This window comes from Arthrobacter sp. D5-1 (assembly GCF_017357425.1).
Classification (GTDB): Bacteria; Actinomycetota; Actinomycetes; order Actinomycetales; family Micrococcaceae; genus Arthrobacter.
The window spans coordinates 3,328,542-3,342,510 of sequence record NZ_CP014571.1 but is presented as its reverse complement, the minus strand read 5'-3'; the positions used below and the strand labels follow the sequence as shown (position 1 = coordinate 3,342,510).

Annotated in this window: 10 protein-coding genes; 9 read left to right on the top strand and 1 reads right to left on the bottom strand. The window is 62.4% G+C overall.

The window, feature by feature from the left end; translation table 11 throughout:
* Positions 1–188 precede the first annotated feature (188 nt).
* The 4 genes from AYX22_RS15355 (at position 189) to AYX22_RS15340 (ending at position 8,004) form a co-directional block, all read left to right on the top strand.
* Entirely contained in the window at positions 189–2,246 is a 2,058-nt protein-coding gene (locus tag AYX22_RS15355; protein ID WP_242703642.1) for an acyltransferase family protein, read from the top strand.
* Entirely contained in the window at positions 2,243–4,324 is a 2,082-nt protein-coding gene (locus tag AYX22_RS15350; protein ID WP_207594190.1) for an acyltransferase family protein, read from the top strand. The genes AYX22_RS15355 and AYX22_RS15350 overlap by 4 nt, the downstream gene beginning before the upstream one ends.
* Positions 4,325–4,494: 170 nt before the next feature.
* Positions 4,495–6,006: an IMP dehydrogenase gene (gene guaB, locus AYX22_RS15345; protein WP_207594189.1), complete on the top strand. Its 1,512-nt coding sequence runs from the start codon at positions 4,495–4,497 to the stop codon at positions 6,004–6,006.
* A gap of 105 nt (positions 6,007–6,111) precedes the next feature.
* On the top strand, positions 6,112–8,004 hold the full coding sequence (locus tag AYX22_RS15340; protein ID WP_207594188.1) for an ABC transporter ATP-binding protein: 1,893 nt from the start codon (positions 6,112–6,114) through the stop codon (positions 8,002–8,004).
* Positions 8,005–8,007: 3 nt separating this feature from the next.
* On the opposite strand, the gene AYX22_RS15335 is transcribed toward AYX22_RS15340, so the two are convergent.
* Entirely contained in the window at positions 8,008–8,658 is a 651-nt protein-coding gene (locus AYX22_RS15335; protein WP_207594187.1) for a hypothetical protein, read from the bottom strand.
* Positions 8,659–8,906: 248 nt separating this feature from the next.
* On the opposite strand from AYX22_RS15335, the gene AYX22_RS15330 reads away from it, so the two are divergent.
* The 5 genes from AYX22_RS15330 to AYX22_RS15310 all read left to right on the top strand — a co-directional run bounded on the left by AYX22_RS15330 (position 8,907) and on the right by AYX22_RS15310 (position 13,927).
* On the top strand, positions 8,907–10,043 hold the full coding sequence (locus tag AYX22_RS15330; protein WP_207594186.1) for a GuaB3 family IMP dehydrogenase-related protein: 1,137 nt from the start codon (positions 8,907–8,909) through the stop codon (positions 10,041–10,043).
* A gap of 168 nt (positions 10,044–10,211) precedes the next feature.
* Positions 10,212–11,966, top strand: a complete 1,755-nt coding sequence (locus AYX22_RS15325; RefSeq protein ID WP_207594185.1) for a glycerol-3-phosphate dehydrogenase/oxidase — start codon at positions 10,212–10,214, stop codon at positions 11,964–11,966.
* 48 nt (positions 11,967–12,014) lie between these two features.
* A complete protein-coding gene (locus AYX22_RS15320; RefSeq protein WP_089595745.1) occupies positions 12,015–12,503 on the top strand; it encodes a PTS sugar transporter subunit IIA in 489 nt (162 codons plus the stop codon).
* A 60-nt stretch (positions 12,504–12,563) separates the two neighbouring features.
* Entirely contained in the window at positions 12,564–13,430 is an 867-nt protein-coding gene (locus AYX22_RS15315) for an SURF1 family cytochrome oxidase biogenesis protein (RefSeq protein ID WP_207594184.1), read from the top strand.
* Positions 13,427–13,927, top strand: a complete 501-nt coding sequence (locus AYX22_RS15310) for a DUF3817 domain-containing protein (protein WP_207594183.1) — start codon at positions 13,427–13,429, stop codon at positions 13,925–13,927. The genes AYX22_RS15315 and AYX22_RS15310 overlap by 4 nt, the downstream gene beginning before the upstream one ends.
* Positions 13,928–13,969: the final 42 nt, after the last annotated feature.

The window sequence follows — 13,969 nt, the reverse complement described above, 5'->3', positions numbered from 1 at the left end:
CACGTGCGCTTGGCTGTGATTCGGGCATAGGCCACGCACAGGCAGGACTGGGAAAATGCATAGCTGGACCTGGGCTAATTGACCTTCGGAAGACGGTCCACGAGATGGTCCCGACTGGGGTGGGGCCGCTGAACCGCGTATGATTGATGCTTTGTGCCACAGCTTTTGAGGAACTGCCTAACGTGACTATGCCAACGATCCCAGCCCCTGCCCGCGCCGGCAGGCGGTCTTCCGGACCCGTTGCAAAGTCGAAATTCCGCCCCGAGATCCAAGGCCTCAGGTCACTGGCCGTCCTGATGGTGGTCAGCTACCACATCTGGATCGGACGGGTTTCCGGCGGCGTGGATGTGTTCCTCCTGATCTCCGCCTTCCTTATGACGCTGCAGTTCACCGGCCGTTATAAACAGGGCCGGCCCATGGACCTTGTGCGTCACTGGCTGCACCTGTTCCGGCGGCTGCTTCCCGCCGTGGTGGTGGTTCTTCTGGCCACGCTCGCGGCGACGTTTGCCTTCCTTCCGCCCACCCGGTGGGTGGAGGTGGTCCACCAGGCGTGGGCCTCGCTGTTCTACTTCGAAAACTGGCTCCTGCAGGGCCTGGCTGTGAATTACTATGCAACCGACCACAGTCTCGCCAGTCCGCTCCAGCACTTCTGGTCCCTCTCCATCCAGGGCCAGGTGTTCATCCTGTGGCCGGTCATTTTCGCCACCGTCGCAGTTCTTTGCCGCCGGTTCAGTTTGAGGTACCGGGCAACTCTCGCGTATGTCTTTGCGATTATTTTTGTCCTCTCCCTCACCTACTCCATCATTTTCACGGCCACCAACCAGGCTGTGGCCTACTTCGATACGTTTGCGCGCCTGTGGGAATTCGCCCTGGGCACATTGCTGGCGCTGATTCTTCCGGGTTTGAATTTCTCCAAGCCAGTCCGGGTCATCATGGGATGGATCGGCGTGGCCGCCATGCTCAGCTGCGGCATTCTGCTGCAGGTACAGACGGCATTCCCCGGCTTTGTTGCCCTGTGGCCCACTCTGGCTGCTGTTGCCGTGATTGCCGCCGGCCAAACCGGGAGCCGTTTGGGCGTGGACAGGATCCTGAGTTCTAAGTTCCTGGTCCGGCTGGGCGACAACTCCTATGCCCTTTACTTGTGGCACTGGCCCATCCTGGTGATCGCCCTGGCATGGAGCGGCAAGGATCATGCTGGCTGGCTGTCTGGAACCGTCATCATCGCCCTGTCGCTGGTGCTGGCATTCCTGACCACCAAGTATGTGGAGAAGCCGTTCCGGGAATGGAAGTGGCCCGAGGTCAAGCGCCGCCGTTCGGCCATCGCCATCGCGGCCTGCCTCGCCGTGGCGTGCACGCCGCTCTTGGGGTTCCAGTACAAGCAGGACATGGACCTCAAAGCCGCTCAGGCCCAAGCGTTCAACGACAACCCCGGTGCCCACGCTCTGGTCCCCGGTTACGTGGATCTGGTCAGCGATGGCGCCAAGACGCTGCCCACCGCCGAGCAACTTCCGGAAGATTGGGCAACGCTGTCGGGTCCGTGCGAGGGCGATGCCAAGCCGGAGGACAAGCAACTGCGGGACAAGTGCCAGCAGAATGGCGTGGGGGAGGACGCTGACAGGGAAATCCTGGTGTTGGGCGACTCCCACTCCCAGCAGTGGCTGGCCGCGCTTGGGCCCCTTGCCGAGGCTGAACACTGGAAGGTGACTGCCCTCTTGCTGGGCGGATGCCATTTCATGCCGGAGAACCCGGATGCCGATGCCGGTTGCAATGATTTCAACGCCGCCGCTTTCCGCTACGCAGCGGAGAAGGCGCCTGACACTGTTTTCATGGTGGGAACCATGGCGTCCCCGTCGTCACCGGACGAGCAGTTGGTGTACGGCTTTGAGCAGACGGTGACCAACTTCAATGACCTCGGAATCGAGGTGGTGGCCATCCGCGACAACCCCCGCTTTGACTACAACGTCACCGAATGTGCGTTGTCCAAAGGCGTGGACAGCGCCGATTGCAGGTCCGACCAGCCCGAGGTCCTGGCCGCGGAGAGCCCTTTCGCAGCCGTGCAGGGAACGTTCGGCAACGCAGCCTTCCTGGACATGACCGACCTCCTCTGCGACGGCATCACCTGCCCCAGCGTGGTGGGAAACGTGTTCGTGTATTTGGATGACAACCACCTGTCCCGGACGTACGTGACCAGCATGGCTGAGATGTTTGAGGAAAGGTGGTTTGCCGCGACCGGGTGGCAGCGATGATGGACGCTCCAACTGCGGTGACGGCACCTGTTCAGGAGAAACGCACGACGGCGAAGCCCGGCTTCCGCCCGGAGGTCCAGGGTTTGCGCGCCTTGGCTGTGCTGATGGTGGCCGCCTACCATATTTGGCTTGGCCGGGTCTCCGGCGGTGTTGACGTCTTCCTGCTCATTTCGGCTTTCCTGCTGACCTTGTCCTTCACACGCAAACTCGAGAACGGGAAGCCACTGAGGCTCCTGCGGCACTGGCTGCACGTTTTCAAGCGGCTGCTGCCCGCCGTCGTCGTGGTCCTGTTGGGGGTCCTGACCGCCACTTGGGCCTTCATCCCGCAGAGCCGTTGGCCGGATGTCCTGGCTGAGGCCTGGGCATCGCTGCTCTACCGACAGAACTGGCAGCTGGCGGACACCGCTGTGGATTACTACGCCCAGGACCACTCGGGAGCGAGCCCCCTCCAGCATTTTTGGTCCTTGTCCGTCCAGGGCCAGGTGTTCATCCTGTGGCCCTTGGTCTTTGCCGCTGTTGCCTTGATCCAGCCGCAGTTGGCCAAGCTCTTCCCGGACCGGAAGGCCATAGCCCACCGGACGCTCCTCGTCGGGGCCTTCGGGGCCGTCTTCGTGGCATCACTGATGTACTCCATCGAGCAGACCACCAACAACCAGGCAGTGGCGTACTTTGACACCCGTGCCCGCCTCTGGGAGTTCGCATTGGGCTCGTTGCTCGCCCTCGCTCTTCCGTACTTGAAGCCCCAACGCCGGCTCCGCGTCTTCCTGGGGTGGGCCGGTATCACCGCCATGCTCGCTTGCGGTCTGGTCCTCACCGTGGACCGCTCCTTCCCCGGGTTCATCGCGCTCTGGCCAACGCTTGCCGCGGCGGCGGTCATCATCGCCGGGCAGAGCACCAGCCGTTTCGGCGTGGACCGTATCCTGAGCTCGCGGCCGCTGGTCCTGGTGGGGGATAACTCCTACGCCCTTTACCTGTGGCACTGGCCGGTCCTGGTGTTCTTCCTGTTGGTCTCCGGGACCACCACGCCCAACCTCCTGCAAGGGCTGGGGATCATGGCCTTCTCCATGGTGCTGGCCGTTGCCACCACCAAATACGTGGAGGTCCCCATGCGCCGCTGGAAGTGGCCCGACGTGCGGTCCTGGCGTGCCGCCGTCGTGATTGCCGCCTGCGGTGCGCTGCTGGCGATCCCCGTTACTGCCTGGCAGGGTGCCATCGCTTCCGAAAGCGCGGCGATCGCCGGCCAGCCCAAGGAGCTGACCCCGGGGGCAGCCGCATTGTCCCCGGAGTTCATGGGGGAACCCACCCAGGAAGCGATGATCATCCCGGCGCCGGGAGCGATGAAGGACGAATGGGCAGACATTGACGGTCTGTGCAGTGGGGACAACGTGCCCACGGACCCTTTGCTGGAGGGCTGCCTCCAAAACGATGAACCCGAGGAAGTGACCAAGGAGATCGTGGTGCTTGGTGATTCACACGCCCAGCAGTACATGGCTGCACTGGGCCCCATCGCCAAGCAGCACGGGTGGGAAGTGGTGACGCTCCTGAAAGGCAGTTGCCGGTTCGGCGCCGAGTCCCCTGAACGGTCCGACGAATGCAACGAGTTCAACAAGGCAAGCGCCGCCTACGTCATGGAACACCAACCGGATGCTGTGTTCACGGTAGCGTCGTTGACCCATGCCACAGCGCCCTTTGAGACCGAAGTCCCCGGCTACCTTGAAGGCATCCAGCCTTTCACCGATGCAGGCATCGACGTTGTGGGCGTCCGAGACAACCCCCGCTTCAGCATCAACATGCCGGAGTGCGTGCAGAAAAAGGGTCCTGATTCGCCTGACTGCAACGCCCCGCTGGAAGAGTCCCTGGCCGCGTCGTCGCCGTTGGACGACTATGTGGGCAAAGTGGACAGGCTCTACCTGATGGATATGAGCGACTTCATCTGCGAACAGGGCACTTGTCCGGCAGTGGTGGGCAATGTCTACGTCTATAAGGACGATAACCACCTCACCAAAACCTACGTGCAGAGCATGATCCCCATGTTCGAAGAGCGGCTCCTTGCTGCCACCGGGTGGTCCGGCGGCTAAGTCCAGTGCTCTTGCTCACACTGGGGCGTCGCGGAATATGGCGATCGGCGCGGAGGTTCTAGTATTTATCCAATACCTTCTGCACAGGCCAGTCCCGTAATGACGGGCTGGTCATCAGTTGCAACCCCTACCAGTTAAGCCCCCAGAACCCAGGTAAGAGGCGCACACTCATGACCCAGCCCGAACACAATCCCTTTGGCTTTATTGGCCTGACGTACGACGACGTCCTGTTGCTCCCGGGCCACACGGACGTCATCCCGTCCGACGCCGACACGTCTTCCCGTATCTCCAAGCGGATCTCCGTGCAGACCCCGCTGCTGTCTGCAGCGATGGACACTGTGACTGAGTCCCGCATGGCCATCGCCATGGCACGTCAGGGCGGTTTGGGCGTTGTCCACCGCAACCTGTCCATCGACGACCAGGCCGAGCACGTGGACCGCGTCAAGCGCAGCGAATCGGGCATGATCACCAACCCGCTGACCATCGGCCCCCAGGCCACGCTGGAAGAACTCGACGAGCTGTGTTCCCGCTACCGCGTTTCCGGCCTTCCCGTAGTGGACACCGACGGGCGCCTGCTGGGCATCGTGACCAACCGCGACACCCGCTTCATTCCGGAATCAGAATTCCCGCTGCGCAGCGTCAGCGACACCATGACCAAAATGCCGCTCATCACCGGGCATGTGGGCATCAGCCGCGAAGAAGCCTCGCACAAGTTGGCTACCAACAAGATCGAGAAGCTTCCCCTCGTTGACGAGCAGGGACGCCTCAAGGGCCTCATCACCACCAAGGACTTCACCAAGGCGGAGCAGTACCCGTTGGCCACCAAGGACGACGAAGGCCGCCTCCGCGTGGGTGCCGCCATCGGCTTCTTTGGCGATGGCTGGGAACGCGCCATGAAGTTGATCGACGCCGGTGTGGATGCGCTGTTCGTGGACACCGCCAACGGCCACTCCCAAGGTGTGTTGGACATGATCCGCCGCCTCAAATCGGACCCGATTGCTGCCCACGTGGACATCATCGGCGGTCAGGCTGCCACCCGCGAGGGTGCCCAGGCATTGATCGACGCCGGCGCCGACGGCATCAAGGTAGGCGTGGGCCCGGGCTCCATCTGCACCACCCGCGTTGTTGCCGGCGTCGGTGTTCCGCAGATCACCGCCATCTACGAATCCGCCAAGGCCGCCATCCCGGCAGGCGTTCCGCTGATTGCCGACGGCGGCCTGCAGTACTCGGGCGATATCGGCAAGGCACTGGTTGCCGGTGCCGACACCGTGATGCTCGGTTCCCTGCTGGCTGGCTGCGAGGAATCCCCGGGCGATCTCATCTTCGTCAACGGCAAGCAGTTCAAGAGCTACCGCGGCATGGGTTCCCTGGGCGCCATGCAGTCCCGTGGCAAGAACACGTCCTACTCCAAGGACCGCTACTTCCAGGCTGACGTCTCCGGAGATGACAAGCTCATCCCTGAAGGCATCGAAGGCCGGGTGGCCTTCCGCGGGCCGTTGGCTTCAGTGGCCTACCAGTTGGTGGGCGGCCTCCGCCAGACCATGTTCTACACGGGCGCTCCCACCATCCCCGAGCTGAAGGCTCGCGGCAAGTTTGTCCGGATCACGCCGGCAGGCCTGAAGGAGTCGCACCCCCATGACATCCAGATGACGGTGGAAGCACCCAACTACGGTTCACGCTGATCCATCACCTGTCTTAACAGCTGTTCCCCGCGTAGGCACCTCCGCGGGGAACAGCTGTTTAACCGCCCGGGCAGAAATGTCGGCCCGTGAGAATAGGCTGGGGTCATGTCTGAAAAGCCCGCGCAACCGCGGCATCCGGAATCCATCCGGCTGAACCCAGCCCAACCGGGCAAGACGCCGCCCCGAAAGTTGGCGCTGCGGCCGTACGCACGCGCCGTCGGGCAGGTCCTGAAGGTGAGTTTCAAAGCTTCGCCCGTCGCGGTGATCATGAAGGTGCTTGGCTCGCTGATCTCTGCCACGCTTCCGCTGGTCACCACCTACTTTGCTGCCCTGACCACCACCGCCTTGGCGGCCGGGTATGCGGGAGATCCGAACGCCGGTCCGCAGGCAATCCTGTACGTCATCATCACCGCCGCGCTGGGGTTGTTCTGGGGTGCCTTCAGCAGTGTTGACCGCTACATCCAACAGCTCATGAGCTTCAAGGTGGGAGCGATTGTGGGCGACATGATGTACCAGCGATTCCTGGCGCTGGAGTTCTGGCGTTATGACGACAAAGAAACGGTGGACCTTTACGACCGTGCGAAGCGGTTCTCGGATAGCTACGCCCGGGTCCTGGACAGGATTGCCGCAATCTTCACCCAGTTGGTCTCTGTGATCCTCGCCATCGGGGCGTTGGTCCTGGTCAGTTGGTGGATCGCTGTCATTGTCCTGGTGGCGATCGTGCCCAGTGTGTACCTGCAGTTCAAACTGTCCCGCGAGCAAATCGCGCATTGGAACACCCAAGTGGATTCGCGCCGCCAACGCCGAATGATTGAACAGAACCTCCTGAGGCCCCAACATATTGCCGAGATGCGTCTTTACGGAATCGTGGGTTACCTCATGGACCTCCGGTCACGGCTCCGGGATGCTGACGAGCGGCGGCGCCTGGATTTCCAGAAGCGGTACATTCCCAAACAGCTGGCTGCCGACTCACTGCAGTACGGCGCCGAGGTGGTGTCCTTGATTTGGGTCGTTGGTCAGATCATCGCCAGGGCACAACCCGTGGGTCAGTTCCTCTACGTGCAGCAGATCGTCAGCCGGGCGCTGTCCACGGCCAACAGCCTCGTATCTTCGCTAAGCTCCATTGACGAGGACCTCGCCAACCTCAAGGACTATGAGCTGTTCATGGCCCTGCCAGTTCCCAGTGGCAACGAAAAGCCCCTCGTTTCCTCGCCCGGAACGGTGGAGCTGCGGGACATCCGGTTCAGCTATACCGGAAGCGACATCGAAGTCATCAAGGGTATTTCCATGACTATCCAGGCTGGCCAGCACATTGCGATCGTTGGCGAGAACGGGGCAGGAAAGTCCACGCTGATCCGTATCCTGGCGGGCTTGTATCGTCCCGATTCTGGCCAAGTGCTGCTGGACGGCGTGGACCTTGCCGGGATCGATGTCACCAGCTGGCACCGGCACCTGGCCGTGCTGAGCCAGGAGTTCCTGAAGTACGAGTTCGCGACTGCCGCGGAGAACATCTACCTCGGCGACGTGGACCAGCCACGCGATGACGACCGTATCCGGCGGGCAGCCTCGGACGCAGAAGCCATGGAGTTCATCAACAAACTGCCCAATGGGTTGGAAAACCATGTGAGCAACTGGATGGAGGACCCTCGCGGACGCAAGGGCAGCGGCCTGTCCGGGGGCCAATGGCAGCGTTTGGCCATGGCACGCAACTTCTATCGCGACGCCTCGTTCATGGTCATGGATGAACCCACCTCGGCCATTGACGCTTTGGCCGAGCACCGCATCTTCACGCGGCTCTTCGCTGACAGGAGCAGTACCATCATCGCCATCAGCCACCGCCTTGCCACCATAGAGAAGGCAGACATCGTGTACATGCTGGAAGACGGCCGGATCGCGGAGCAGGGGACCCACAAGGAATTGGTGGCATTGAGGGGTCGCTACTTCCGGATGTTCGAATCCCAGCTCTCCGCGGACGAAACCAGCCAGAACACACCCTGAGACTTAGAGCGGACCGTATCCGGCCTCGCCATAGGGGTCACGCCAGGTGGCGAGGTCCTGTTCCAGGAGCGCCCTGAAGCGAGGATCATTCGCAGCCTTGCTGCGAAGCGATTCACTGGAACGGCCCACAATGGTTGCCGGGACGATGATCGCGGCCACCAGAAGGCAGACGAGGAATGCAAGAACGGTGACCAGCGTCTGCAGGAGGGCTGGATCCTCCCAGGCCGTTGGTTTCGCCGTGAGGGCAAACAGTCCTATGAAGACGAGCAGGATGAATCCCACGAAGGAAAGTGCACTACGCAAGCTCCCGGGCCCACGATTGACGATCAACCGGCTTGTTCGCGGCAACCGGTCGCGCGCCCGTGCGTAGAAGACGCAGCAGAGTACGGTGATTGCCGCTCCAGGAAGGCCGAGGGAAGGAACCGGCACCAGCGTGCCCCACCGGAGGGCGAGGATGACACCCAGGAGGATGAGGACTGCGCCCATGCCAATGCCGGCGGCCCAAGCGCCCATGGAGGAACCTCGCGCATCAGCGATCTCCCGAAGCCGGGAGCGCGCACCGGCCGGCGTTATTGCGGCGAGTTCGGTCGATAGCCAATAGTCGAGGGGCCGGGCGGCGTGGGGGAGAGGCGCGGGGCCTGTCTGATAGCTCACCTTGTGTATAGCTCCAGGCCTGCGCGGACAGGGGAGCCGAGGGCAATGAGCTCATGTCCGGCGTTCGGTATGCCTTGGAATTCTTCGGTCAGGGCGGTCATTTGTGCCTTCTCTTAGCGGTTCTGCGTCCAGTTTACGAAGTGGCACGATCATGTGAGCCATCCTCGGGTCCTTTCGAGCATTGTCTGAAGTGTTCACTTATTTGTGTCGAATCGGGGTTCCGGGAGGGGTCCAGTAAAGTAAGAGCCGTGACTTATGAGATTGAGATTGGCCGTGGCAAGCGTGGGCGTCGTGCCTACTCCCTGGATGACATCGCGATCGTCCCGAACCGCCGGACGCGCGACCCGAAGGACGTCTCTGTCTCTTGGCAGATCGACGCCTATAAGTTCGACACCCCGGTGATCGCTGCCCCCATGGACTCCGTGATGTCCCCTGACACGGCAATTGCTTTTGGTCGGCTCGGTGGTCTCGGTGTCCTGGACCTCGAAGGTCTCTGGACCCGTTATGAGGACCCACAGAAGGTGCTCGACGAAATTGCCGCCCTGGCCAATGAGACCAGCAGCACTGCCGTTACCCGCCGCATGCAGGACCTTTACCAAGCACCCATCCAGCCGGAACTCATCAGTTCCCGCCTCGCGGAAATCCGTGCCGCGGGCGTTACTGTGGCCGGCTCCCTGACCCCGCAGCGCACCCAGGAACACTACAAGACAGTGGTGGCTGCCGGCGTCGACATTTTTGTGATCCGTGGAACCACGGTCTCAGCTGAGCATGTGTCCAAGAACCACGAACCGCTGAACCTCAAGCAATTCATCTATGAACTCGACGTCCCCGTGATCGTTGGTGGCGCAGCCGGGTACACTCCTGCCCTGCACCTCATGCGCACTGGCGCGGCTGGCGTCCTGGTGGGTTTCGGCGGCGGCGCGACCACCACCACCCGCCGTGCCCTGGGCATCCATTCGCCCATGGCCTCGGCGATTTCCGACGTCGCTGCGGCGCGCCGCGACTACATGGACGAGTCGGGCGGCCGGTACGTCCACGTCATTGCCGACGGCGGCATGGGCAGCTCGGGCGACATCGTCAAGGCCATCGCCATGGGCGCCGACGCCGTCATGCTCGGTAGTGCCCTGGCCCGCGCGGAAGAGGCACCCGGCCGTGGCTGGCACTGGGGTCCGGAAGCACACCACCTGGAATCACCCCGTGGCGACCGCGTCAACGTGGGAACTGTCGGTCCACTGGAGGAAGTCCTCTTCGGACCCGGCCACCACACCGATGGCACCTCCAACCTCATCGGTGCCCTGCGCCGGTCCATGGCAACCACCGGCTACTCGGACCTCAAGGAGTTCCAGCGGGTCGACGTCGTTGTGTCGCCTTACGCAGGCAACTGACAACTGCCCTGAAAGCCCCTGTTAGCCGCCGATTCCTGTCGGCGCAACAGGGGCTTTCTTCGTTTGGGGCAATTCCCGCGTCATGGCTGCCTGCCATTGCCCTGCCCAATGCGGCGGGCAGCAAGTAGGGTAGGGGACTACCAGCTGTTGCGTTTGAGGAGGGGTCCGATGAGCAATGTCGCAGGCGGTCCACATGCCGGTTCTCCGGGAGCCTTGAGCCCGGAAGCCCGTGCCGCATCGATCGAAGTCCTGAAAGCCACTGCCGAACCTGGCAAAGAGCTCGACATCCTGATTGTTGGTGGCGGCGTGGTGGGGGCCGGAGCTGCCCTTGATGCCGTGACCCGCGGCCTTACCGTAGCCATTGTGGAGGCCCGGGACTGGGCGTCCGGCACCTCATCCAGGTCCTCCAAGCTCATCCACGGAGGTCTTCGATACCTGGAAATGCTTGATTTCGGCCTCGTCCAGGAGGCTTTGCAGGAACGGGGACTGCTGATCCAGCAGATCGCTCCCCACCTGGTCCGCCCTGTGCCCTTCCTGTATCCACTGACGCGCAGGTTCTGGGAACGTCCCTACGTTGGTGCCGGAATCATGCTTTACGACACGTTGGGCCTGACCTCCGGGCACAGCCGCGGCGTTCCCATGCACAAGCACCTTTTCAAGCGCGGAACCCTGCGCGCGGCTCCCAGCCTGAAGGATGACGCGTTCGTGGGGTCCATCCGCTACTACGACGCACAAGTGGATGATGCCCGTCTGGTGGTCAACGTGGTCAGGACCGCGGCCCATTACGGCGCCCATGCCGCCAACCGGCTTCGGGTGGTGGACTTCCTTCGCGAGGGTGAACGCGTGGTGGGGGCAAAGCTTGAGAACCAGGAAGACGGCAGCGTTTTCGAAGTCCGGGCCAAGCAAGTGGTCAATGCAACGGGAGTCTGGACGGACGAAACGCAGGCCATGGTGACGGATCGCGGCCAACTCAAGGTCCGCGCCTCCAAAGGCATTCACTTGGTGGTGCCGCGTGACCGCTTCCAATCGACAGTGGGCCTGATCCTCCGCACGGAAAAATCGGTGCTTTTTGTGATCCCTTGGGGCCGCCACTGGATCATCGGCACCACAGATACCGACTGGACGCTGGACAAGGCGCATCCGGCCGCTTCCAGCAAGGACATCGATTACGTCCTGGAGCACGTAAACAAGGTCCTCAAGCGTCCCCTGACCCGTGAGGATGTGGAAGGCGTCTATGCCGGCCTCCGGCCCTTGCTGGCCGGTGAGAACGACTCCACGGCCAAGCTCTCCCGCGAGCACGTGGTGGCACATCCCGTTCCCGGGCTTGTGGTGGTGGCCGGGGGCAAATACACCACTTACCGGGTCATGGCCAAGGACGCCGTGGATGAGGCCACCAGGGCCATGGACGAGCGTGTTCCCTCCAGCTGCACCGAGACCATTCCGCTCCTGGGAGCCGAAGGTTTCAAGGCTGCCTGGAACCGCCGCGGGCGTTCTGCTGAAGAAGCCGGGGTCCACGTCGCCCGGGTTGAGCATCTGCTGAACCGCTACGGGTCCATGACCCCCGAAGTGCTGGAACTGATCTCCAAGCGACCGGAACTGGGGCAACCACTGCCCGGAGCCGATGACTACCTCGCCGCGGAAGTCGTCTACGCGACAACCCACGAGGGAGCCCGCCATGTCCACGACGTTTTGACGCGTCGGACCCGGATCTCGATCGAATCGTGGGACCGGGGTGTGGCAGCCCTCCCCGTAGTGGCTAAGCTGATGGGAGAAATCCTTGGCTGGAGCGAGACTCAGCGCGAAAGCGAGATCAAGCACTACCTGGCACGCGTGGAAGCTGAACGGCTCAGTCAGCAGCAGCCTGACGATGAATCGGCAGATGCCGCGCGCATGGGAGTGGATGACATCGTTCCCCTTCGCTGACCGGCTCAGGAAAATGCGGCCGGAAGGCCACACTGGAGGGAACACGACTTGGCTGAACCACTTGACCGGTATGACGCGGAACTGACCACCCCGGACACCGTCATCCTTGAACTCGTCGCCGAGGACAAGATCGACGCCGCTGCCCAACTGGCCCATAAGCTCCACGCTGCCGGCAGGATCAGCAACCTTGAAGGATTCCTGGAGCAGGTGCACTCCCGTGAGCACCAGTTGGCTACGGGACTTCCGGGCGGCATCGGCCTCCCGCATGCGCGCAGTGAATACGTGGACAGGATTTCCATCGCGGTGGGTGTGACCAAGTTCGGCCACGCCCTGGACTTCGGGGCAACCGACGGCCCGGCGACGTTGATCCTCCTCATCGCCACTCCTGCCAGTTCCTTCTCCGACCACCTTGAGGTTTTGGCTACCCTGGCCCGTTCATTGTCCAAGGAGTCTTTCCGTGAGTCCCTCCGGCGGGCCCACGATCCCGAGGTCATCTCTGAACTCATCAACTCCAGCCTGGTGTTCTTCGATCACTAGAGGGCGGGGCTGGCCTCAGCCGTTTCGTTGTTCTACAGCCGGACGAAGTACGGTTAAGGGGTGTTGAAAACCGCGTTGAAACCCCGCTGGATCGCAGGACTGGTCTTTGCGCTTCTGTTATCCGGGGTGTTTGTGCTGCTCAGCCAGTGGCAGCTCAGCCGGTCCGCCCAGCACGAGCCCCCGGCGCCGTCCAGCATCGAAGAAGTCAAACCGCTGGTGGACGTCCTCAAACCCGGCCAGTTCTTCCCGGGTTCGGTCTCTGACCAGATGGTCACCGCCACCGGGGCCTATGATCCCGGCAAGCAGGTTCTTGTAGAGGGTCGCCTGTACAACAATCAAAAAGGCTTCTGGATAGTCTCGGCTTTCGCTGTCAACGACGCTCCGACGCTCAACGGTGTTGCTGCCTCGCCCCAGACGTGGATCCCCGTGGCGCGCGGCTGGGTGGCAGATGCCGACCAGGCCGGCCCGCCGCCGTCGGGCACCATCACCTTGACTGGTCGCCTTATTCCTTCTGAAGCGCCCGTTCCAAACGTCGACGCCGGTCCAGGCCGTGCGTCCGCTGTGTCTGCCGCGGAGCTCATCAACCTGTGGGAAGTGTCCAGCTACCCGGGTTTTGTCGCCGCGACGTCGGAGGTTTCCGACGGCGTGGCCATTCCCCTTGGCGATGACGTCAAGGCCCTCAACATCCCGCCCCAGCCGCCTGCAGAGCAGATCAACTGGCTGAACCTCTTCTACGCAGTGGAATGGGTGGTGTTCGCCGGGTTCTCGATCTTCATCTGGTGGCGTCTGGTCAAGGACGACTACCGGCGCGACCTCGAAGAGGACGAGGATGACGAATACGGGGATGACCACGAGGCGGAGCCTGCCAAACCCGTGGATGCCCAAGAAACTACAACCCCAGAGCCAGAACAAAAGGTGCAGCAATGATTGAGCCAAAACCGGCCATCCAGCCAGAGCAATCCGGATCCAAGCCCAAGAAGCGCCGATTCGGCGGAACGGAAGCCCAGATCCGTTCGGCGTTGAAGTTCTACAAAGTCATGGCGTACCTGACCGGCGCCATGCTGCTCCTGCTGTGTGCGGAACTGATCGCCCGCTATGGGTTTGGAGTCTCGCTCTTCGCCGGCGGCACGAACGCCGTCACCGGCCAGCCCTTCGGCTTCGGTTTCGCTGAGTCCGAGCCCAAAGGCGTGATCGGCGGGTTCAACATCTCCACGTCGGTACTGATCCTGCACGGTTGGATGTACGTGGTGTACCTGGTCTCCAACTTCCGCTTGTGGTCCCTCATGCGCTGGCCGTTCTCCAAGATGGTCCTCCTGGCCCTGGGTGGTGTCATTCCGTTGCTGTCCTTCATCGTGGAGAAGAAATTCCACGCGCAAGTTGAAGCGGAACTGGCAGCCAACCCGCAGGCGTCCAAGGGCTATTAGGACCGCCCACAGCGTCCCGCTGCGGGCTACGCGACCTGACGC

Coding starts and splice junctions, on each gene's coding strand:
- AYX22_RS15355 (WP_242703642.1), top strand. CDS start 189: ATGCCAACGATCCCAGCCCCTGCCCGCGCCGGCAGGCGGTCTTCCGGA.
- AYX22_RS15350 (WP_207594190.1), top strand. CDS start 2,243: ATGATGGACGCTCCAACTGCGGTGACGGCACCTGTTCAGGAGAAACGC.
- guaB (WP_207594189.1), top strand. CDS start 4,495: ATGACCCAGCCCGAACACAATCCCTTTGGCTTTATTGGCCTGACGTAC.
- AYX22_RS15340 (WP_207594188.1), top strand. CDS start 6,112: ATGTCTGAAAAGCCCGCGCAACCGCGGCATCCGGAATCCATCCGGCTG.
- AYX22_RS15325 (WP_207594185.1), top strand. CDS start 10,212: ATGAGCAATGTCGCAGGCGGTCCACATGCCGGTTCTCCGGGAGCCTTG.
- AYX22_RS15310 (WP_207594183.1), top strand. CDS start 13,427: ATGATTGAGCCAAAACCGGCCATCCAGCCAGAGCAATCCGGATCCAAG.